General features: G+C 60.4%; 12 protein-coding genes and 1 tRNA gene. 5 read left to right on the top strand and 8 right to left on the bottom strand.

Features of this window, described 5'->3' with window-relative positions; genetic code table 11:
* Positions 1-4: 4 nt before the first annotated feature.
* From HMPREF2860_RS08970 to HMPREF2860_RS08935, 8 genes are all read right to left on the bottom strand, one after another.
* Positions 5-994 carry a Ppx/GppA phosphatase family protein gene (locus HMPREF2860_RS08970; RefSeq protein WP_070628828.1) on the bottom strand — a complete coding sequence of 330 codons (990 nt, stop codon included), beginning with the start codon at positions 992-994 and terminating at the stop codon, positions 5-7.
* Positions 995-1,531, bottom strand: coding sequence for a DUF501 domain-containing protein (locus tag HMPREF2860_RS08965; protein WP_016423198.1), 537 nt, complete (start codon positions 1,529-1,531; stop codon positions 995-997).
* Between the two features lie 127 nt (positions 1,532-1,658).
* Positions 1,659-2,195, bottom strand: coding sequence for a septum formation initiator family protein (locus HMPREF2860_RS08960; protein WP_038626200.1), 537 nt, complete (start codon positions 2,193-2,195; stop codon positions 1,659-1,661).
* A gap of 111 nt (positions 2,196-2,306) precedes the next feature.
* Positions 2,307-3,581 carry a phosphopyruvate hydratase gene (gene eno, locus HMPREF2860_RS08955; protein WP_038626202.1) on the bottom strand — a complete coding sequence of 425 codons (1,275 nt, stop codon included), beginning with the start codon at positions 3,579-3,581 and terminating at the stop codon, positions 2,307-2,309.
* 85 nt (positions 3,582-3,666) lie between these two features.
* Positions 3,667-4,527, bottom strand: coding sequence for a lytic transglycosylase domain-containing protein (locus HMPREF2860_RS08950; RefSeq protein ID WP_038626204.1), 861 nt, complete (start codon positions 4,525-4,527; stop codon positions 3,667-3,669).
* 71 nt (positions 4,528-4,598) lie between these two features.
* Positions 4,599-5,624 (bottom strand): MazG nucleotide pyrophosphohydrolase domain-containing protein, encoded by a 1,026-nt coding sequence (locus HMPREF2860_RS08945; protein ID WP_038626213.1) that lies wholly within the window; start codon positions 5,622-5,624, stop codon positions 4,599-4,601.
* Between the two features lie 7 nt (positions 5,625-5,631).
* Positions 5,632-9,258, bottom strand: coding sequence for a transcription-repair coupling factor (gene mfd, locus HMPREF2860_RS08940; RefSeq protein WP_038626215.1), 3,627 nt, complete (start codon positions 9,256-9,258; stop codon positions 5,632-5,634).
* A gap of 44 nt (positions 9,259-9,302) precedes the next feature.
* Positions 9,303-9,995 carry a TetR/AcrR family transcriptional regulator gene (locus tag HMPREF2860_RS08935; RefSeq protein WP_141752987.1) on the bottom strand — a complete coding sequence of 231 codons (693 nt, stop codon included), beginning with the start codon at positions 9,993-9,995 and terminating at the stop codon, positions 9,303-9,305.
* Positions 9,996-10,095: 100 nt separating this feature from the next.
* On the opposite strand from HMPREF2860_RS08935, the gene HMPREF2860_RS08930 reads away from it, so the two are divergent.
* From HMPREF2860_RS08930 to pth, 5 genes are all read left to right on the top strand, one after another.
* Positions 10,096-10,166, top strand: a tRNA-Gln gene (locus HMPREF2860_RS08930).
* A gap of 87 nt (positions 10,167-10,253) precedes the next feature.
* A complete protein-coding gene (gene glmU, locus HMPREF2860_RS08925) occupies positions 10,254-11,744 on the top strand; it encodes a bifunctional UDP-N-acetylglucosamine diphosphorylase/glucosamine-1-phosphate N-acetyltransferase GlmU (RefSeq protein ID WP_038626219.1) in 1,491 nt (496 codons plus the stop codon).
* Between the two features lie 7 nt (positions 11,745-11,751).
* Positions 11,752-12,729 (top strand): ribose-phosphate diphosphokinase, encoded by a 978-nt coding sequence (locus HMPREF2860_RS08920; RefSeq protein WP_016423206.1) that lies wholly within the window; start codon positions 11,752-11,754, stop codon positions 12,727-12,729.
* Positions 12,730-12,980: 251 nt separating this feature from the next.
* On the top strand, positions 12,981-13,622 hold the full coding sequence (locus HMPREF2860_RS08915) for a 50S ribosomal protein L25/general stress protein Ctc (RefSeq protein WP_038626221.1): 642 nt from the start codon (positions 12,981-12,983) through the stop codon (positions 13,620-13,622).
* Positions 13,623-13,766: 144 nt separating this feature from the next.
* The gene (gene pth, locus HMPREF2860_RS08910) at positions 13,767-14,375 is read left to right on the top strand and encodes an aminoacyl-tRNA hydrolase (RefSeq protein ID WP_049182375.1); all 609 of its coding nucleotides are present in this window, start codon (positions 13,767-13,769) and stop codon (positions 14,373-14,375) included.
* The last annotated feature ends 94 nt before the right edge of the window (positions 14,376-14,469 follow it).

The raw sequence follows: 14,469 nt of genomic DNA, 5'->3' as shown, positions 1-14,469 counted from the left end.
AAGATTAATGGGCGATATGGGTGTCTACCAAACTCGCCACAATTCCGTCGAGGATATCCTTCTCGCTGATGTAGAAAAAGCGCTGCTCTTCCTTGGCTGCCTCGGAAAGCGGCAACGCCTCAAACATGTCTATCAGACCGTCAACAATGATGGAACCACCGGCGAAGACATCCGCGCGCTTCGGGTGCATGACCGGATTCGCAGCAAGGGATTCCGCATCGGTCTCGACGACGGATGCTGTCAACGCACGCAACGCCGCAAAGCGCAGCTGCGACAGGTGGATTGCCTCCGGGTCGTAGGTTTCTAGGCCCTGTGCCAGCGCCGACAGAGTGGTGAAGGTCCCGGCGCAGCCGACGATGGTGCGAGCCTTGTCGACAGGCACCTTCGCAACAATCTCGTCGGCCAGTTCCGCAACATACGAACGCGCCTCCTGGACCTGCTCCGCCGTCGGCGGCGAGGCCTGCAGGAACCGTTCGGTCAAGCGCACACTGCCCATAGCCACGGAATCAGAGCCGGCTACCGTACCATCGTGGTCACCGACAATAACCTCGGTGGAGCCGCCGCCGACGTCGATGACGCAATACGGCCCCAGCTCGGGCTCCAAGTCATCGACTGCCCCGCGGAAGGACAGCGCGGCTTCCTCGTCGCCGGAAATAACCTCGGCCTCTGCACCCCACGGAGCGAGAATCTCGCGGGCCATGGCGAAGAAATCGTCGCGGTTGCTTGCGTCGCGCGTCGCCGATGTCGCCACCATTCGGACTGCTTGGACTTTTTCGACTTGCATAAGCTCTGCATACTTCGTCAGAGCCTCCCGCACGCGCTCCAGTGCCTCCGGGGCCAGCATGCCAGTGGCATCCACGCCCTGGCCAAGGCGGACGATTTCCATCAGTCGGTGCAGTTCTGTGATTTCGAGAACTCCATCGACGACCTCGACCCGGCTGATAAGCAGTCGAAGCGAGTTAGTGCCGCAGTCGACGGCAGCGAGAGTCGTCATTTATCCCTCCACCCCCGGATACGCAATACCGAGCTCGGAAATCGTCGGCCAGTCCGCGGGAATCGCGGTGCCGCGCAGCTTCTCATTCTCCGCCGCCAGCGCCACTGACTCCGTACCCAGTCGGAAGTGATCCGGCCCCTTTGCCAACGCGTAGGCAATAAGAACGTGTAGGCACTTCACGCGCGTCGGCATGCCACCACCGGAGAAGTCCGTGCCCAGGTCTTCCATCTCATTGCGCTCCGCCAGAAACGCCTCGTGTGCACGCTGGTAATCGGCGGCAAGCTCTTCGTCACTTTCCAGACGCGCGGTCATTTCCTTCATCACGCCGGTCGTCTCCAACCGGGAGGCCTCCGCGGTGAGTCGCGGATCAGTCAGGTAAAAGAGCGTGGGAAACGGAGTGCCATCGTCCAAACGAGGCTTCGTCTTGACCACACCAGGAGTGCCGTCGGGGCTGCGGTAAGAGATGTCCACTACACCCCGTGGTTCACGTCCGAGCTGCTCCGCTATCACTTCCAAATCTGCGGTATCCACAGACATCGGTCACACTCCTTTTGCTTCCGTTTTACTGACACATAATCTCACAGTCGCCTTACAAGCGCGTTGTTTCGCTTTACGACGGCACACTCCGCCGCGCATTCAACCCCACCGAGAGCCCTACGGAGATTTAGGACTCCGGTACCGTCGGCAAGCTCTCAGGCCTCGTTGCCTGATCGCGCCCCGGATTAGGGCGAGTCTCTTCAGGCTCGGGCGGGATGGAAATGGAATCCCACAGAGTCTCGTACCACTTCTTGGCCTGGTGCTGCGGCATTTCCTCCGGTTGCGTCACGGGCTGTTCGCCCACTGCCGGATCGAGGATACGGAATGGGGTCTCCCCCGGCTCTACCAGCCCCAGGCGCAGACGTGCCTGCTCCTTGATATAGGCAGGGTTGGAGTAAAGCTCCTTTTCATCCTCTAGCTGCTCAATTCGCTGTTCCATGCGAACAATATTGTCCTGCGTTGCGGCTACATCCGCCTGCTGTTGTGCAAAAGTCCGCAGCGGGATTGCGAGAACAGATACTAAGAAAAGTACCAGCAGACCAATCCCGATCTTCTGTGCCGTGCTCAGCGAGCGCATTCCCGATGCGATTGCCGCTGCCGAACGCTGCCCCGCCCCTGCAGGGCGCGACTGTGTTCCGCGGCGAGATCGGTCCGATGCACTCATGCCCCACACTCTACCCGACCGCCAGCCGATGAAATAACAAAACCCGCCCACAACCACGTGCGTGGTGCGGGCGGGCAATGCTATACGCAGCTTTCGCAGCGTATCAACTGCTTACTTAAGACGCGGGAAAGCGCTGCGGCCAGCGTAGACTGCAGCGTCGCCGAGGTACTCTTCGATGCGCAGCAGCTGGTTGTACTTAGCAACGCGCTCGGAGCGAGCCGGAGCACCGGTCTTGATCTGGCCACAGTTGAGACCGACGGCCAGGTCAGCGATGGTGGTGTCCTCAGTCTCACCGGAGCGGTGCGACATCATGGTCTTGTAACCGGCGTTGTGGGCCATTGCGACGGCCTCGAAGGTCTCAGACAGGGAACCGATCTGGTTGACCTTGACCAGCAGAGCGTTAGCGGCCTTCTTCTCAATGCCCTCAGCCAGACGCTTCGGGTTGGTAACGAAGAAGTCATCGCCGACAATCTGGACCTTGTCACCAAGCTGAGCGGTCAGCTTGGTGTAGCCCTCCCAGTCATCTTCCTGCAGTGGATCCTCGATGGAGACGATGGCGTAGTTCTCAACCAGGTCAGCGTAGACATCGGCCATCTCCTCAGCGGTGTGCTCGCCGCCCTCGAAGTGGTACTTGCCGTCCTTGAAGAACTCGGAAGAAGCCACGTCGAGAGCCAGAGCGACGTCGTCGCCCAGCTTGTAGCCAGCGGCCTCAATTGCCTCAACAATCAGGTCAAGAGCAGCCTTGGTGGAGTCAACCGACGGAGCGAAGCCGCCCTCATCGCCGAGACCAGTGGACAGACCCTTGTCCTTGATGACCTTCTTCAGTGCGTGGTAGACCTCAGCGCCGACACGCAGTGCCTCCTTGAAGGTCGGGGCGCCAATCGGAGCAATCATGAACTCCTGGACGTCAACGCCGGAGTCCGCATGTGCACCACCGTTGAGGATATTCATCATCGGGACCGGTAGAACGTGGCCGTTCGGGCCACCGACATAGCGGAACAGGTCCAGGCCAGCGGACTCAGCAGCGGCCTTGGCAACGGCCATGGACACACCGAGAATGGCGTTGGCACCCAGGCGAGACTTGTTGTCGGTGCCGTCCAGCTCAATCATGGTCTTGTCAACCAGACGCTGATCCTCAGCCTCGAGGCCAATAATTGCGTCCTCAATCTCCTCGAGCACCGCGCGGACAGCCTTCTGGACACCCTTGCCCAGGTAACGATCCTCACCATCGCGGAGCTCGTGAGCCTCGTGTACACCGGTAGAGGCACCGGACGGAACCGCAGCGCGGCCCACAGCGCCGTCTTCCAACAGCACCTCAACCTCAACGGTCGGGTTACCACGGGAGTCCAGAATTTCGCGTGCGTTCAACTCGATGATTGCAGCCATAGGTCACCTTTCCGCCGGAACCGTTCCGGCACATGACTCCAATTGTGGCACGGTTTGCCAACCTTCGCCTTAAATCCTTTTCACCCTATGCGGGCTGATTCAGCGCATAGTTCGCCGCAGCGTCCCGAACATCGCGAAGATACTGCTCAGATTGGTTATATGAGCGAATTGCAGATGCCCACCCTTCCGGGGTGGCGAGGTCGCGTTCCCCACTGCAGAGCATCCGTGCGGTTGTCGCAGTCGCGTCGTCGATGTTGTTGGGGTCGGCGACACCATCACCCGAAGCATCCATCGCAAAGCGATGCCATGTCTCGGGAATAAACTGCATCGGCCCCACAGCGCGGTCATACTCTGTGTCACCGTCGAGTTCGCCATTGTCAGTATCGAGAACCTCGGCGAAGCCATTCGTGCCGTCCAGCGGCGGGCCGATAATCGTCGGACGCACTACCCCATCGGCACCGATATGCGCCGGCTTGAGCCAATTGCCCGAGTACGTGCCATGATTAGTCTCCACCTTGCCCAGTCCTGCAAGCGTGTTCCACTCCAGGTGGCAGTTCGGGAACTGTTCGGCCGCAATCACATATGCGTTGCCGTAGGCGCGGAGGGCGTCCTCAGAAATCCCCGTCTTCGGGGAAATCTGCTGCGCCCACTGTCGGAGCTGTTCAGAGGTGCGCCCGGGCGCGTTGACATCAATCATCGGCGGTGGCTCAGCCGCGGCAGGCGGCACATTGTCCGGAATCGGCTTCTTGGTCAACGACGGGATAACGGGTCCAGTGAACATCGCCAACGCCCCAACCGTGCCAATGATAATCAGCACCGCCAGGGAGGTTAGACCGAGGCAGCCACAGCCTCGCGAGGACTTCTTTTTCCCCCTACTGCGGCCACGCGACTTCGCCCCGCGGGGTGCGGGGTGCGCGTATTCATCAAAGGGAGAATTAGAAGGCATGGGGAATTACTCTACGGGGTGAACCGTAAAAATCACTCAAACTCGAGGACAGAAATCACTTTTGTTGGAAACTAGCTGTCGCTTTCCGACGGGCCGAGGTCCTCAGCCCCTTCGTTATCTTCGCTGCCCGCTGCCCACTGCTCAGCACTACCGGCCTGCTGATTCTCCATCTGGGCCAGCTCAGCCAGGAATGCGCGTGAAGCCTGTCGGGTCCGCTCTTCAGCACCGGACTCAGTCTCCAGTCCCGGGGTCGGGACCAGAATCTCCACTGGAATGTCGGCATCGGACAGTCCCAGCGCACGTGCGCGGCGGATGGCTTCCTCAGCCAAAGTCAGAGCTGGCAACTGCGTAGCCGGGTTCGAGCGCGGACGTCCGCGGCCGTAAGTCCACAGTCGCTCCTGCTCTTCCTCCGAGACCATTTCTCCCTCGGCCACAGTGCCGTCGAAGAGGTACGGCTGACGAGCTCGCATCTTCAAAATAAAGTCGGTCGCCACGTCGTCGAAGTCGAAGTCCTCAGCGATTTCAGCGTGGAAGAGGACTTGCAGCAGCAGATCTGACAGCTCGCTACGAATGTCACCGCCTTCGTTGACTGCATCGACAAACTCGTAGGTCTCTTCAATGAGATACGGCAGCAGGCTCTTGTGCGTCTGGCGAGCTTCCCACTGCCCCGTGCGCCGTGCGGCCGCCATGATGTCCACAGCCTCGACGACGTGGGGCAGACGAGCTGCGGCAAGCTGTTCCTGCAGAGTCAGCGGTTCTGCCACTGGTTCCGATTCTGGTTCCGGCGCCGACTCCTGCACGGGAGCCGCGGCAACCGGAGCGGCCGGGTCCGCTGGAGCTGCTGGGTCCGGCGCATCATCCAGCTCGACCGAGTAGACTTTCTCGCCCGCATCGAGGCGATCGAGTACCTCATCATTTTCCATATCGGTGGTGACCAGAATCTCCGCCCGAGACACCGAGTGCCCACCGGCGTCGGCGATTGCCCAGCGCACACGGATCGGGACTTCTTCGGTGTAGCTGACTTCACCGGTCAGCAGGCTAGCGGCTTCCAGCGGAATCGCAGTTGGAAAGCGGCTATCGAGCTTGATGATAGTCATACGTTTTCTAGTCCTTTCCCATGTGCGAGATATCCATACGTGGAATTCCCGCCATCGATGTCAAGAAGTCTGCTACCCACTGCACCAATGCAATATCGCGGACAGGTTTTGCCCGCAACCCTCGCCCTTCCTTCGGCATTCCGACGGAAACCGTGCGCGTTGCCGCACGATAGGTCGCCTGTGGATACAGGCGCTTGAGACGCACCTGCTTGGAGTCAGCAAGCTCCATAGGGGTTATTCTAATGTGCGCCCCCATGGCTTGAACTTCATGCACGCCGAATTCCCGGCAAATAATTCGAAGCCGTGAAATAACCGCCAGTCTCTCCACCTCAATGGGTGGGGTTCCGTAACGGTCGACGAGCTCTTCGAGCACTACGTCGATATCGTCCAGCGCACTGGCGGCAGCAAATTTGCGGTACGCCTCTAGACGTAGGCGTTCCGACGACACATATTCGGCCGGAATATTCGCATCCACCGGCAAATCAATCCGAACTTCCTTCGGTTCGTTATCGGAAGCATCCGGAGTTTCACCATCGGCCACTGCCTTCAGTGCAGCCACGGCCTCGCCAACCAGTCGGACGTACATGTCGAAGCCGACGCCGGCAATGTGACCGGACTGCTCCGCACCGAGGATATTTCCGGCTCCGCGCATTTCCAGGTCCTTCATGGCCACGGCCATACCGGCACCCAAGTCATTGTTCTGCGCGATCGTGGACAGACGGTCGTAGGAAGTCTCCGTCAGCGTCTGATTCTCCGGGTAGAGGAAGTAGGCATAGGCGCGCTCACGGGAACGGCCCACGCGACCACGCAGCTGGTGCAGCTGGGAAAGACCCATATGGTGAGCGTTTTCCACAATCAACGTATTCGCGTTGGCAATATCCAGGCCGGTCTCCACGATGGTGGTACACACCAGCACGTCGTACTCGCGCTGCCAGAAGCCCTCGACCGTGCGCTCCAGCTGCTCCTCCCCCATCTGACCGTGGGCCACTACCACACGGGCCTCGGGCACCAAATTGCGGATATTCTGTGCGACCTTGTCAATGGTTTCCACCTTATTATGCAGGTAGAACACCTGACCGTCGCGAAGCAGCTCGCGCCTGATAGCAGCGGCGACCTGCTTGTCAGACTGCGCGCCGACGTATGTCAGCACCGGGTGGCGGTCCTGCGGCGGGGTAAGAATCTGGCTCATCTCGCGGATGCCGGCAATCGACATTTCGAGCGTGCGCGGAATTGGCGTTGCGGACATGGTGAGCACGTCGACGTGGTGACGCAGCGCCTTGATGTGCTCCTTGTGCTCGACGCCGAAACGCTGCTCCTCGTCAACGATGACCAGACCGAGTTCTTTCCACTGCACGCCGGTCTGCAAGAGACGATGCGTGCCGATAACAATATCGACCGTCCCATTCTTCAACCCTTCGAGAACCTCTTTGGAGTCCTTCGGTGAGGTGAAGCGGGACAGCCCGCGGATGGTGACTGGGAAGCCCTCCATACGCTGAGTGAAAGTAGTCAAATGCTGCTGTGCCAACAGCGTGGTCGGCACCAACACTGCTACCTGACGGCCATCTTGAACCGCTTTGAAAGCAGCACGCAGTGCCACCTCGGTCTTGCCGTAGCCGACATCGCCGATGAGCACGCGGTCCATCGGTACCGGCTTTTCCATGTCGGACTTGATTTCGTCGATGGCCTGCAGCTGGTCCTCAGTCTCGGTGAAGGGGAAGTTATCCTCCATCTCCTGCTGCCACGGCGTATCCGGCGCGAACGCGTGGCCCGGCGCGGCTTGACGCTCGGCGTAGAGCTTGACCAGCTCTTCCGCAATCTCGCGGACAGCGCCACGGGCCTTGCGCTTGGTGGACTTCCAGTCCGAGCCGCCCATCTTCGACAGCGCGGGCTTTTCGCCGCCGACATAGCGCGACAGCAGATCCAGGCTCTCCATCGGCACGTAGAGCTGGTCCGAGGGGCCTCCGCGCTTGCTCGGTGCGTACTCGAGCACCACGTACTCGCGGCGAGCCTGATCCTCGCCCGTGCCGATGGTGCGCTCAGTGAGCTTCACAAATCGACCGATGCCATGAGTGTCGTGTACGACATAGTCGCCGGCCTTCAGTGCCAGCGGATCCACGCGACCACGGCGCTTCGCCGGTTTACGGCGACCACCAAGGGCACCTTCCGCGATGCGGTTACCCGTGATGTCCTGCTCAGTAATCAGAGTCAGCGCGCCACCGGGAATACGCGGGAACACCAGGCCGCCGTGCAAAACACCCTGGTAGACGGTAATTCTCCCGGACTCGGGATACTCCGGGCCCGCCGCCATGCGCGTCGCAATTCCGGCTTCCCTAAACCTTTCCGCTTGCCGACGCGCGCCCGCGGGCGTCGCCGCCACGTACGCCACTCGTTCCCCCGCGACCGTGGCATCGCGCAGCTGCCTCATCAGGTGACCAATTTCCTTTAAGTCACCGCGTGGCGCGGGCCCAGGCTCAAAGGTTAGCGGCAGCACATCATCTTCGGTGACCCCCGCCTCCAACATGCCGGGCGGGGAAATATGCCACGAGGTGGGCATCGGGATAGAGGCCAAGCTACGGTAAGCGCTGGGCTCCAGACCATCGGTGGCGATTGGCGCCGAGCCACCCATCGCGGCCGTTTCCCACGCTGCGGCCATAAACTCCTCGCCCGCACTAATCAGGTCCTGCGCGCGAGAGCGAATGCGCTCCGGCCCGCACATGAGCACATGCGTTTTCTCCGGCATGACCTCGGTGAGCATCTTCATCGGATGCTGACTAATCAGTGGAATCAGCGACTCCATGCCCTCCACCCACTGGCCATCACCGATGCGGGTGAGCATTTCTTGGACCTGTCCAGAACGCGTAGTGGCGAGTTTCTCCGCGGCGCCCTTCACGTCGTCGTCGATAAGCAGTGCACGACACGGGAAGATATCCAGCTGGTCGACCTCTATCTCAGAGATCGTGCGCTGGTCAGCGACGGAAAAGGCGCGCAGGTCGGTAACCTCGTCACCCCAGAGCTCGATACGAACCGGCAGCTCTTCGGTCGCCGGGAAGACATCGACGATGCCGCCACGCACGGCAAACTGACCACGCCTGCCGACCATGTCCACATGCGAATAGCCGTGATGCACCAGCCACTCAACCAGGTTCTCGCAGTCCTGGTCCAGCTGGATGTGGATGGGCGCGCTGGCTTCAGCCTCGAGGTCGTCCACAATCGGCTGCACCAACGAGCGCACCGCTGCAATCAGAACGTCGACTTTGCCCCGGCGAACGTCGTAAAGCGCCTTACGACGCTGCGCCACAGTATCCACAGCCGGCGAAAGCTTCTCATGCGGGAGCGTCTCCCACGAGGGGAACATAGCTACACGGTCGCCGATCATCGACTTGACCTCGGCAGTCAGGTCCTCCGCCTCACGGCCAGTAGCCGTGACGACCAGCACCGGCACCTTCGTGGACATGGCGTAAATAAGGTGCGAACGCACCGCGTCCGCACCCGTGAGCGCCAGCCCGTCTTCGCCGACGCGCCCGAGCACGCCGACAAATTGAGGATCCGTGACAACGAGGCTTTCCAGCCCCGACAGCGGGTTCGGCAGAATGCTGGGTGTGGCTTTCGCCGAGGAAGACGCAGAAGTTGGCATAGCCCCAATATAACCATGCACCCCGGATTCACCCTGCGCGCTGGTTAGCCGTTCTCCGCCACCTGCATCGGGTCTGCCGCAGCACCTGCTCCGAACTTCGCGCCCTCAGCGGCCGCTGGTACATCAGCGGAGCCATGCAGAGTCGGGGCCCCCTCCATGCCGGCCAGCCCGTTCCAGCACAGGTTCACGATGTGCGCCGCCACCGTCTCTTTATCCGGACTGCGCTTCTCCATCCACCAGCGAGCAGTCTGCGAAACCATACCGACCATGCAGTTTCCGTAGAGCACCGACATGGCCGGGTCGAAACCAGCGCGTTTGAAAGCCTCGGAGAGGATAGGCGTAACCGACTCAGTGGCATTATTCAGCAGCGTCTCATAGCCACCCGCCACACCGGGGTCGCGAGAAATAATGGAGAATCCCTCCGGGTTTTCCTCGACATAAGTCAGCAATGCCAACACCGCCTGTTCGATGCGGTAACGCGAGCGCCCCAGGGACAACGCTTCCCTAATCGTGGCCTCCAGGGTCTTCATCTCCTGGTCGACGACTGCCTGGTAGAGCCGCTCTTTGGTACCAAAATGCTCGTAGACAACCGGCTTTGACACCCCGGCTGCGACAGCGATCTCCTCCATTGAGGCGGCATCAAGCCCCTTGGCGGCAAAGATTCCACGGCTGACTTCTGTCAGCTGAGCTTTGCGCTGTGGACCGGTCATACGTCGTCTCGGAGAATTAGAGGCCATGCTTTTAGATTAGTGGCTAAAGTCTTGCTATCGTATATCGCAGGCGCAAGCGAGCCGGCTGAGTCGACTCAGCCATGCAATTTTTTCGCGTTCGCCCCATTCTCCCATGGTGTAATGGCAACACTCCGGTTTTTGGTACCGGCATTCTAGGTTCGAGTCCTGGTGGGAGAGCAAGCGGGGGGCCGGCCCCTTAATTAAGAAGTGACTTTTCGCCCCGCCGTGACCGTGATGCACCCTGACCGAGGAGTAGCAAGTTTCATGTCAAACGGTTCGGCCACCGCTGTGGTCATTCTCGCCGCGGGTCAAGGCACCCGAATGAAATCCGATACGCCGAAAATGCTGCACGCTATCGGCGGTCGCACCATGTTGGAGCACGCGCTCTATGCCGCCAAGGGCATTAGTCCGGATGAGATTGCTGTTGTCGTTGGCCACCAGCGCGAAAAGGTAATCGACGCCATCGGCACCTGGACAGAGAAGGCCGAGCACTCCAACGACGTCGTCATTGCCCCGCAGGAAGAGCAAAACGGTACCGGCCACGCTGTTCAGTGCGCACTGGAACACCCTGAGCTGCAGAATTTCGATGGCACCATCTTGGTAACCACTTCCGATGTTCCGCTGCTGGATTCCGAAGCGCTCCAGGCGCTGCTCGAAGAACACAACCGCAAGCCACGCGCTGCCGTGACCGTGCTGACCTCCACTGCTGAAAACCCGCACGGTTACGGCCGCATCGTTCGTAACGCCGACGGCGAAGTTCTGCGCATCGTGGAGGAAAAGGACGCCTCCGACGAGGAACGTGAGATCACCGAGGTCAACTCCGGTGTCTACGCATTCGATGCCGAGACCCTGGCAAACGCCCTCAAGCAATTGGACACCAACAATGCCCAGGGCGAGCTCTACCTCACCGATGTCATTGGCATCGCCCGGGAGGCCGACCGCTCAGTGCGCGGCCACCGCCTCGCCGACGCCACCGTCGTCGCCGGTGTCAATGACCGCGTACAGCTGGCTACCCTTGGCCGCGAGCTCAACCGCCGCACCTGCGAGGAAGCTATGCGCGCAGGTGCCACTCTCGTCGATCCGGACACCACGTGGATTGATGTTGAGGTGGAGATCGGACGCGATGTCACGATTCTGCCGGGCACCCAGCTGCACGGCAAGACTGTGATTGGCGACGGGGCCACCGTGGGACCGGACACGACACTGACCAACATGGTCGTCGGCAAGCGCGCCAGCGTCGTGCGTACGCACGGTTCCGATTCGGAGATCGGCGAGGATGCGACGGTCGGACCGTTCACCTACATTCGCCCGAACACCAAACTCGGTGTCGGCGCGAAGCTCGGTGGCTTCGTAGAGGCGAAGAACGCGCAGATCGGAAACGGTTCGAAGGTTCCGCACCTGACCTACGTCGGCGATGCGGAGATTGGCGAGCACTCCAACATTGGCGCCTCCAGCGTGTTCGTGAACTACGACGGTGTCAACAAGCACCGCACCGTTATCGGCTCGCATGTTCGCACCGGCTCCGACACCATGTTCATCGCTCCGGTGACCGTGGGTGATGGTGCGTACTCAGGTGCAGGTACTGTTATTAAGGACGACGTTCCTCCGGGAGCATTGGCGGTCAGTGGTGGCCGTCAGCGCAACATCGAGGGATGGGTCGAGCGGAAGCGTCCAGGTACCGCTGCTGCTGAGGCAGCGCAGGCGGCGCAGGTAGCTGACAACGCTGACAACAACAAGGAAGACCAGGAAGGCTAGACGGCAGATGACCGGCCAGTGGATCGATAACCAAAAGAACCTCATGCTCTTCTCCGGAAGGGCACACCCGGAATTGGGCGAGGCAGTTGCCAAGGAGCTCGGCACAGAGCTGACCCCGATGACCGCTCGTGATTTTGCCAACGGCGAAATCTTCGTGCGCTACGAGGAATCCGTCCGCGGTTCCGATGCCTTCGTGCTACAGGCACACCCGGCACCGCTGAATAAGTGGCTCATCGAGCAGCTGATTATGATTGACGCGCTCAAGCGCGGTTCGGCCAAGCGCATCACCGCTATCCTGCCGTTCTTCCCATACGCCCGCCAGGACAAGAAGCACCGTGGCCGTGAGCCGATTTCCGCTCGCCTGGTCGCTGACCTGCTCAAGACCGCCGGCGCTGACCGCATCGTCTCCGTGGACCTCCACACCGACCAGATTCAGGGCTTCTTCGACGGCCCGGTCGATCACATGCACGCCATGCCGATTCTGTCGGAGTACATCAAGAAGAACTACTCCCTGGACAACCTCGTCGTGGTCTCCCCTGACGCCGGTCGTGTGAAGGTTTCCGAGAAGTGGGCCAACACCCTGGGCGATGCCCCGCTGGCTTTCATTCACAAGACCCGTTCCGTCGATGTCGCGAACCAGGTTGTCGCCAACCGTGTGGTCGGCGAGGTCTCCGGTAAGACCTGTCTACTCATCGACGACATGATTGACACCGGCGGCACCATCGCCGGCGCTGTCAAGGTGTTGCGTGAGGCTGGCGCTGAGGATGTCATCATCGCTACCACGCACGGTGTCTTCTCTGACCCAGCTCGCGAGCGCCTGTCGAAGTGCGGTGCCCGCGAGGTCATCACCACCGATACTCTGCCGCAGTCCACCGAGGGCTGGGACAACCTGACCGTCCTGCCAATTGCGCCGCTGCTGGCTAAGACGATCCACGAGATCTTCGAAAACGGTTCCGTCACCACTCTCTTCGAGGGCCAGGCATAAGCTCTTTCCGCTTGCCGACGGGCACCCCGCTGCGACCAGCAACCTAGTTTTGCTGGTGGTGGCGGGGTTTGCTGTTTGACCTGTTAGTCCACTACAATTTTTCCGGTAAGTCTCGGCGAGGGCGACCACAGTAGCTGGTTGCCGTTATCGACGCGACGCTCGCAGCCCAACTTTTGCGCCCCACAGAGGCATGGATGCGGCACGTGCTCGACTCGACGACTCAGTATCGAATCGTTTAGGAGTCCATTTTCATGGCAAAGCCCAACATCATCAAGATTGATGCTCGTAACCGCACCGAGTTCGGCAAGGGTGCCGCTCGCCGTGCCCGCGTTGCTGGCGACATCCCGGTTGTCATCTACGGCGCTGACCTGGATGCTCCGAAGCACATCCTCGTTGACACTCTGGATTTCCACGCTGTCATCCGTAACCACGGTGTCAACGCTGTTCTGGACGTCAACATCGAGGGCGAGTCCCAGCTGTCCATGGTTAAGGCTGTTGACCAGAACCCGCTGACTCTCGACATCGACCACGCTGACCTGCTCGCCATTCACCGTGACGAGAAGGTTGAGGTTGAGGTTCCGGTCGTTCCGACTGGCGAGCTCGCTCCGGGTGCCCTGCTCATGCAGGATGCCGAGACCATTCTGGTCAACGCACCGGTTCTGGCTATTCCGGAAGAGATTGAGGTCTCCGTCGAGGGTGCAGAGGTCGGCACCATGGTTCACGCCGGCGACGTTACCCTGCCAGAGGGCCTGGTCCTCACCGACGACGCTGACCTGCTCATCTTCAACATCGTCGAGCCGGAGGAGGAGCCGGCTGGTGACGTCGATGCCGACATCGAGGGCATGGGCGAGGCTGAGACCCCGGATGAGCCAGCTGAGGAATCCGCTGAGTAATTTAAGCGCTGAATAGCTCTAGCTGACTGAGCCAATACAGGCTTTCACGCTTAGCTAACAAAAAAGGGACGGACGCTCTTGTCCGTCCCTTTTTTGCACTCCCCAAAACCAAAAGATTGCTTACCGTGTGCCAAGATTGAACTCATGAACGCCTCCACCACGCCTCTACTTGTCGTGGGCCTCGGCAACCCTGGGCCCAAATATGAACTCACCCGCCATAACGTCGGACATCTGGTGCTAGATGAACTAGCTAGCCGCACTTCTCCGATGCCGTCGTCGTTTAGCGTGCACAAGAAGTCCAACGCTGAGATTGTGCAGACTCGGTTTAAAACCTCCGATGGTGGCGAGCGACAGGTGATTCTGGCTAAACCCCGGACGTACATGAATCTGTCGGGCGGGCCGGTCGCGGCGCTGGCGAAGTTCTTCAGCATCGCACCTACCGACGTCGTGGTGGTCCACGATGAGCTAGATCTGGACCCGGGCGTGGTCCGCCTCAAACGTGGCGGTGGCGAGAATGGCCACAATGGGCTGCGTTCGACCTCGAAGTCATTGGGCACGAAGGACTACATGCGCGTGCGCATTGGCATTGGTCGTCCTTCGGGCCGCCAGGATCCAGCTGATTATGTGCTGCACAACTTCAATGCCAAGGAGCGCGAGGAACTCGCTTTCACCCTGCCCACCGCGGCGGAGGCAGTGGAGCTAATCGCCAGCCACGGGCTGGAAATTGCTCAGAACCAGGTGCACGGGCGGTAGCAGATAGAGGCAAATGGCAGCAACGAGCCCCCCTTCCCTCCCAACTTTCACTGGGATGAGAAAAGGGGGCTATTTTCGCGTTCCCGGGAGCTTC

The sequence above is a fragment of the Corynebacterium sp. HMSC064E10 genome (assembly GCF_001812505.1).
Classification (GTDB): Bacteria; Actinomycetota; Actinomycetes; order Mycobacteriales; family Mycobacteriaceae; genus Corynebacterium; species Corynebacterium amycolatum.
The sequence above is the reverse complement of the archived record's forward strand: the minus strand, read 5'-3'. Positions and strand labels throughout refer to the sequence as shown.

Excerpts from the sequence above, each read along its gene's own strand:
- HMPREF2860_RS08970 (WP_070628828.1), bottom strand. The coding sequence starts at position 994 with ATGACGACTCTCGCTGCCGTCGACTGCGGCACTAACTCGCTTCGACTG.
- HMPREF2860_RS08965 (WP_016423198.1), bottom strand. The coding sequence starts at position 1,531 with ATGTCTGTGGATACCGCAGATTTGGAAGTGATAGCGGAGCAGCTCGGA.
- HMPREF2860_RS08960 (WP_038626200.1), bottom strand. The coding sequence starts at position 2,195 with ATGAGTGCATCGGACCGATCTCGCCGCGGAACACAGTCGCGCCCTGCA.
- eno (WP_038626202.1), bottom strand. The coding sequence starts at position 3,581 with ATGGCTGCAATCATCGAGTTGAACGCACGCGAAATTCTGGACTCCCGT.
- HMPREF2860_RS08950 (WP_038626204.1), bottom strand. The coding sequence starts at position 4,527 with ATGCCTTCTAATTCTCCCTTTGATGAATACGCGCACCCCGCACCCCGC.
- HMPREF2860_RS08945 (WP_038626213.1), bottom strand. The coding sequence starts at position 5,624 with ATGACTATCATCAAGCTCGATAGCCGCTTTCCAACTGCGATTCCGCTG.
- mfd (WP_038626215.1), bottom strand. The coding sequence starts at position 9,258 with ATGCCAACTTCTGCGTCTTCCTCGGCGAAAGCCACACCCAGCATTCTG.
- HMPREF2860_RS08935 (WP_141752987.1), bottom strand. The coding sequence starts at position 9,995 with ATGGCCTCTAATTCTCCGAGACGACGTATGACCGGTCCACAGCGCAAA.
- glmU (WP_038626219.1), top strand. The coding sequence starts at position 10,254 with ATGTCAAACGGTTCGGCCACCGCTGTGGTCATTCTCGCCGCGGGTCAA.
- HMPREF2860_RS08920 (WP_016423206.1), top strand. The coding sequence starts at position 11,752 with ATGACCGGCCAGTGGATCGATAACCAAAAGAACCTCATGCTCTTCTCC.
- HMPREF2860_RS08915 (WP_038626221.1), top strand. The coding sequence starts at position 12,981 with ATGGCAAAGCCCAACATCATCAAGATTGATGCTCGTAACCGCACCGAG.
- pth (WP_049182375.1), top strand. The coding sequence starts at position 13,767 with ATGAACGCCTCCACCACGCCTCTACTTGTCGTGGGCCTCGGCAACCCT.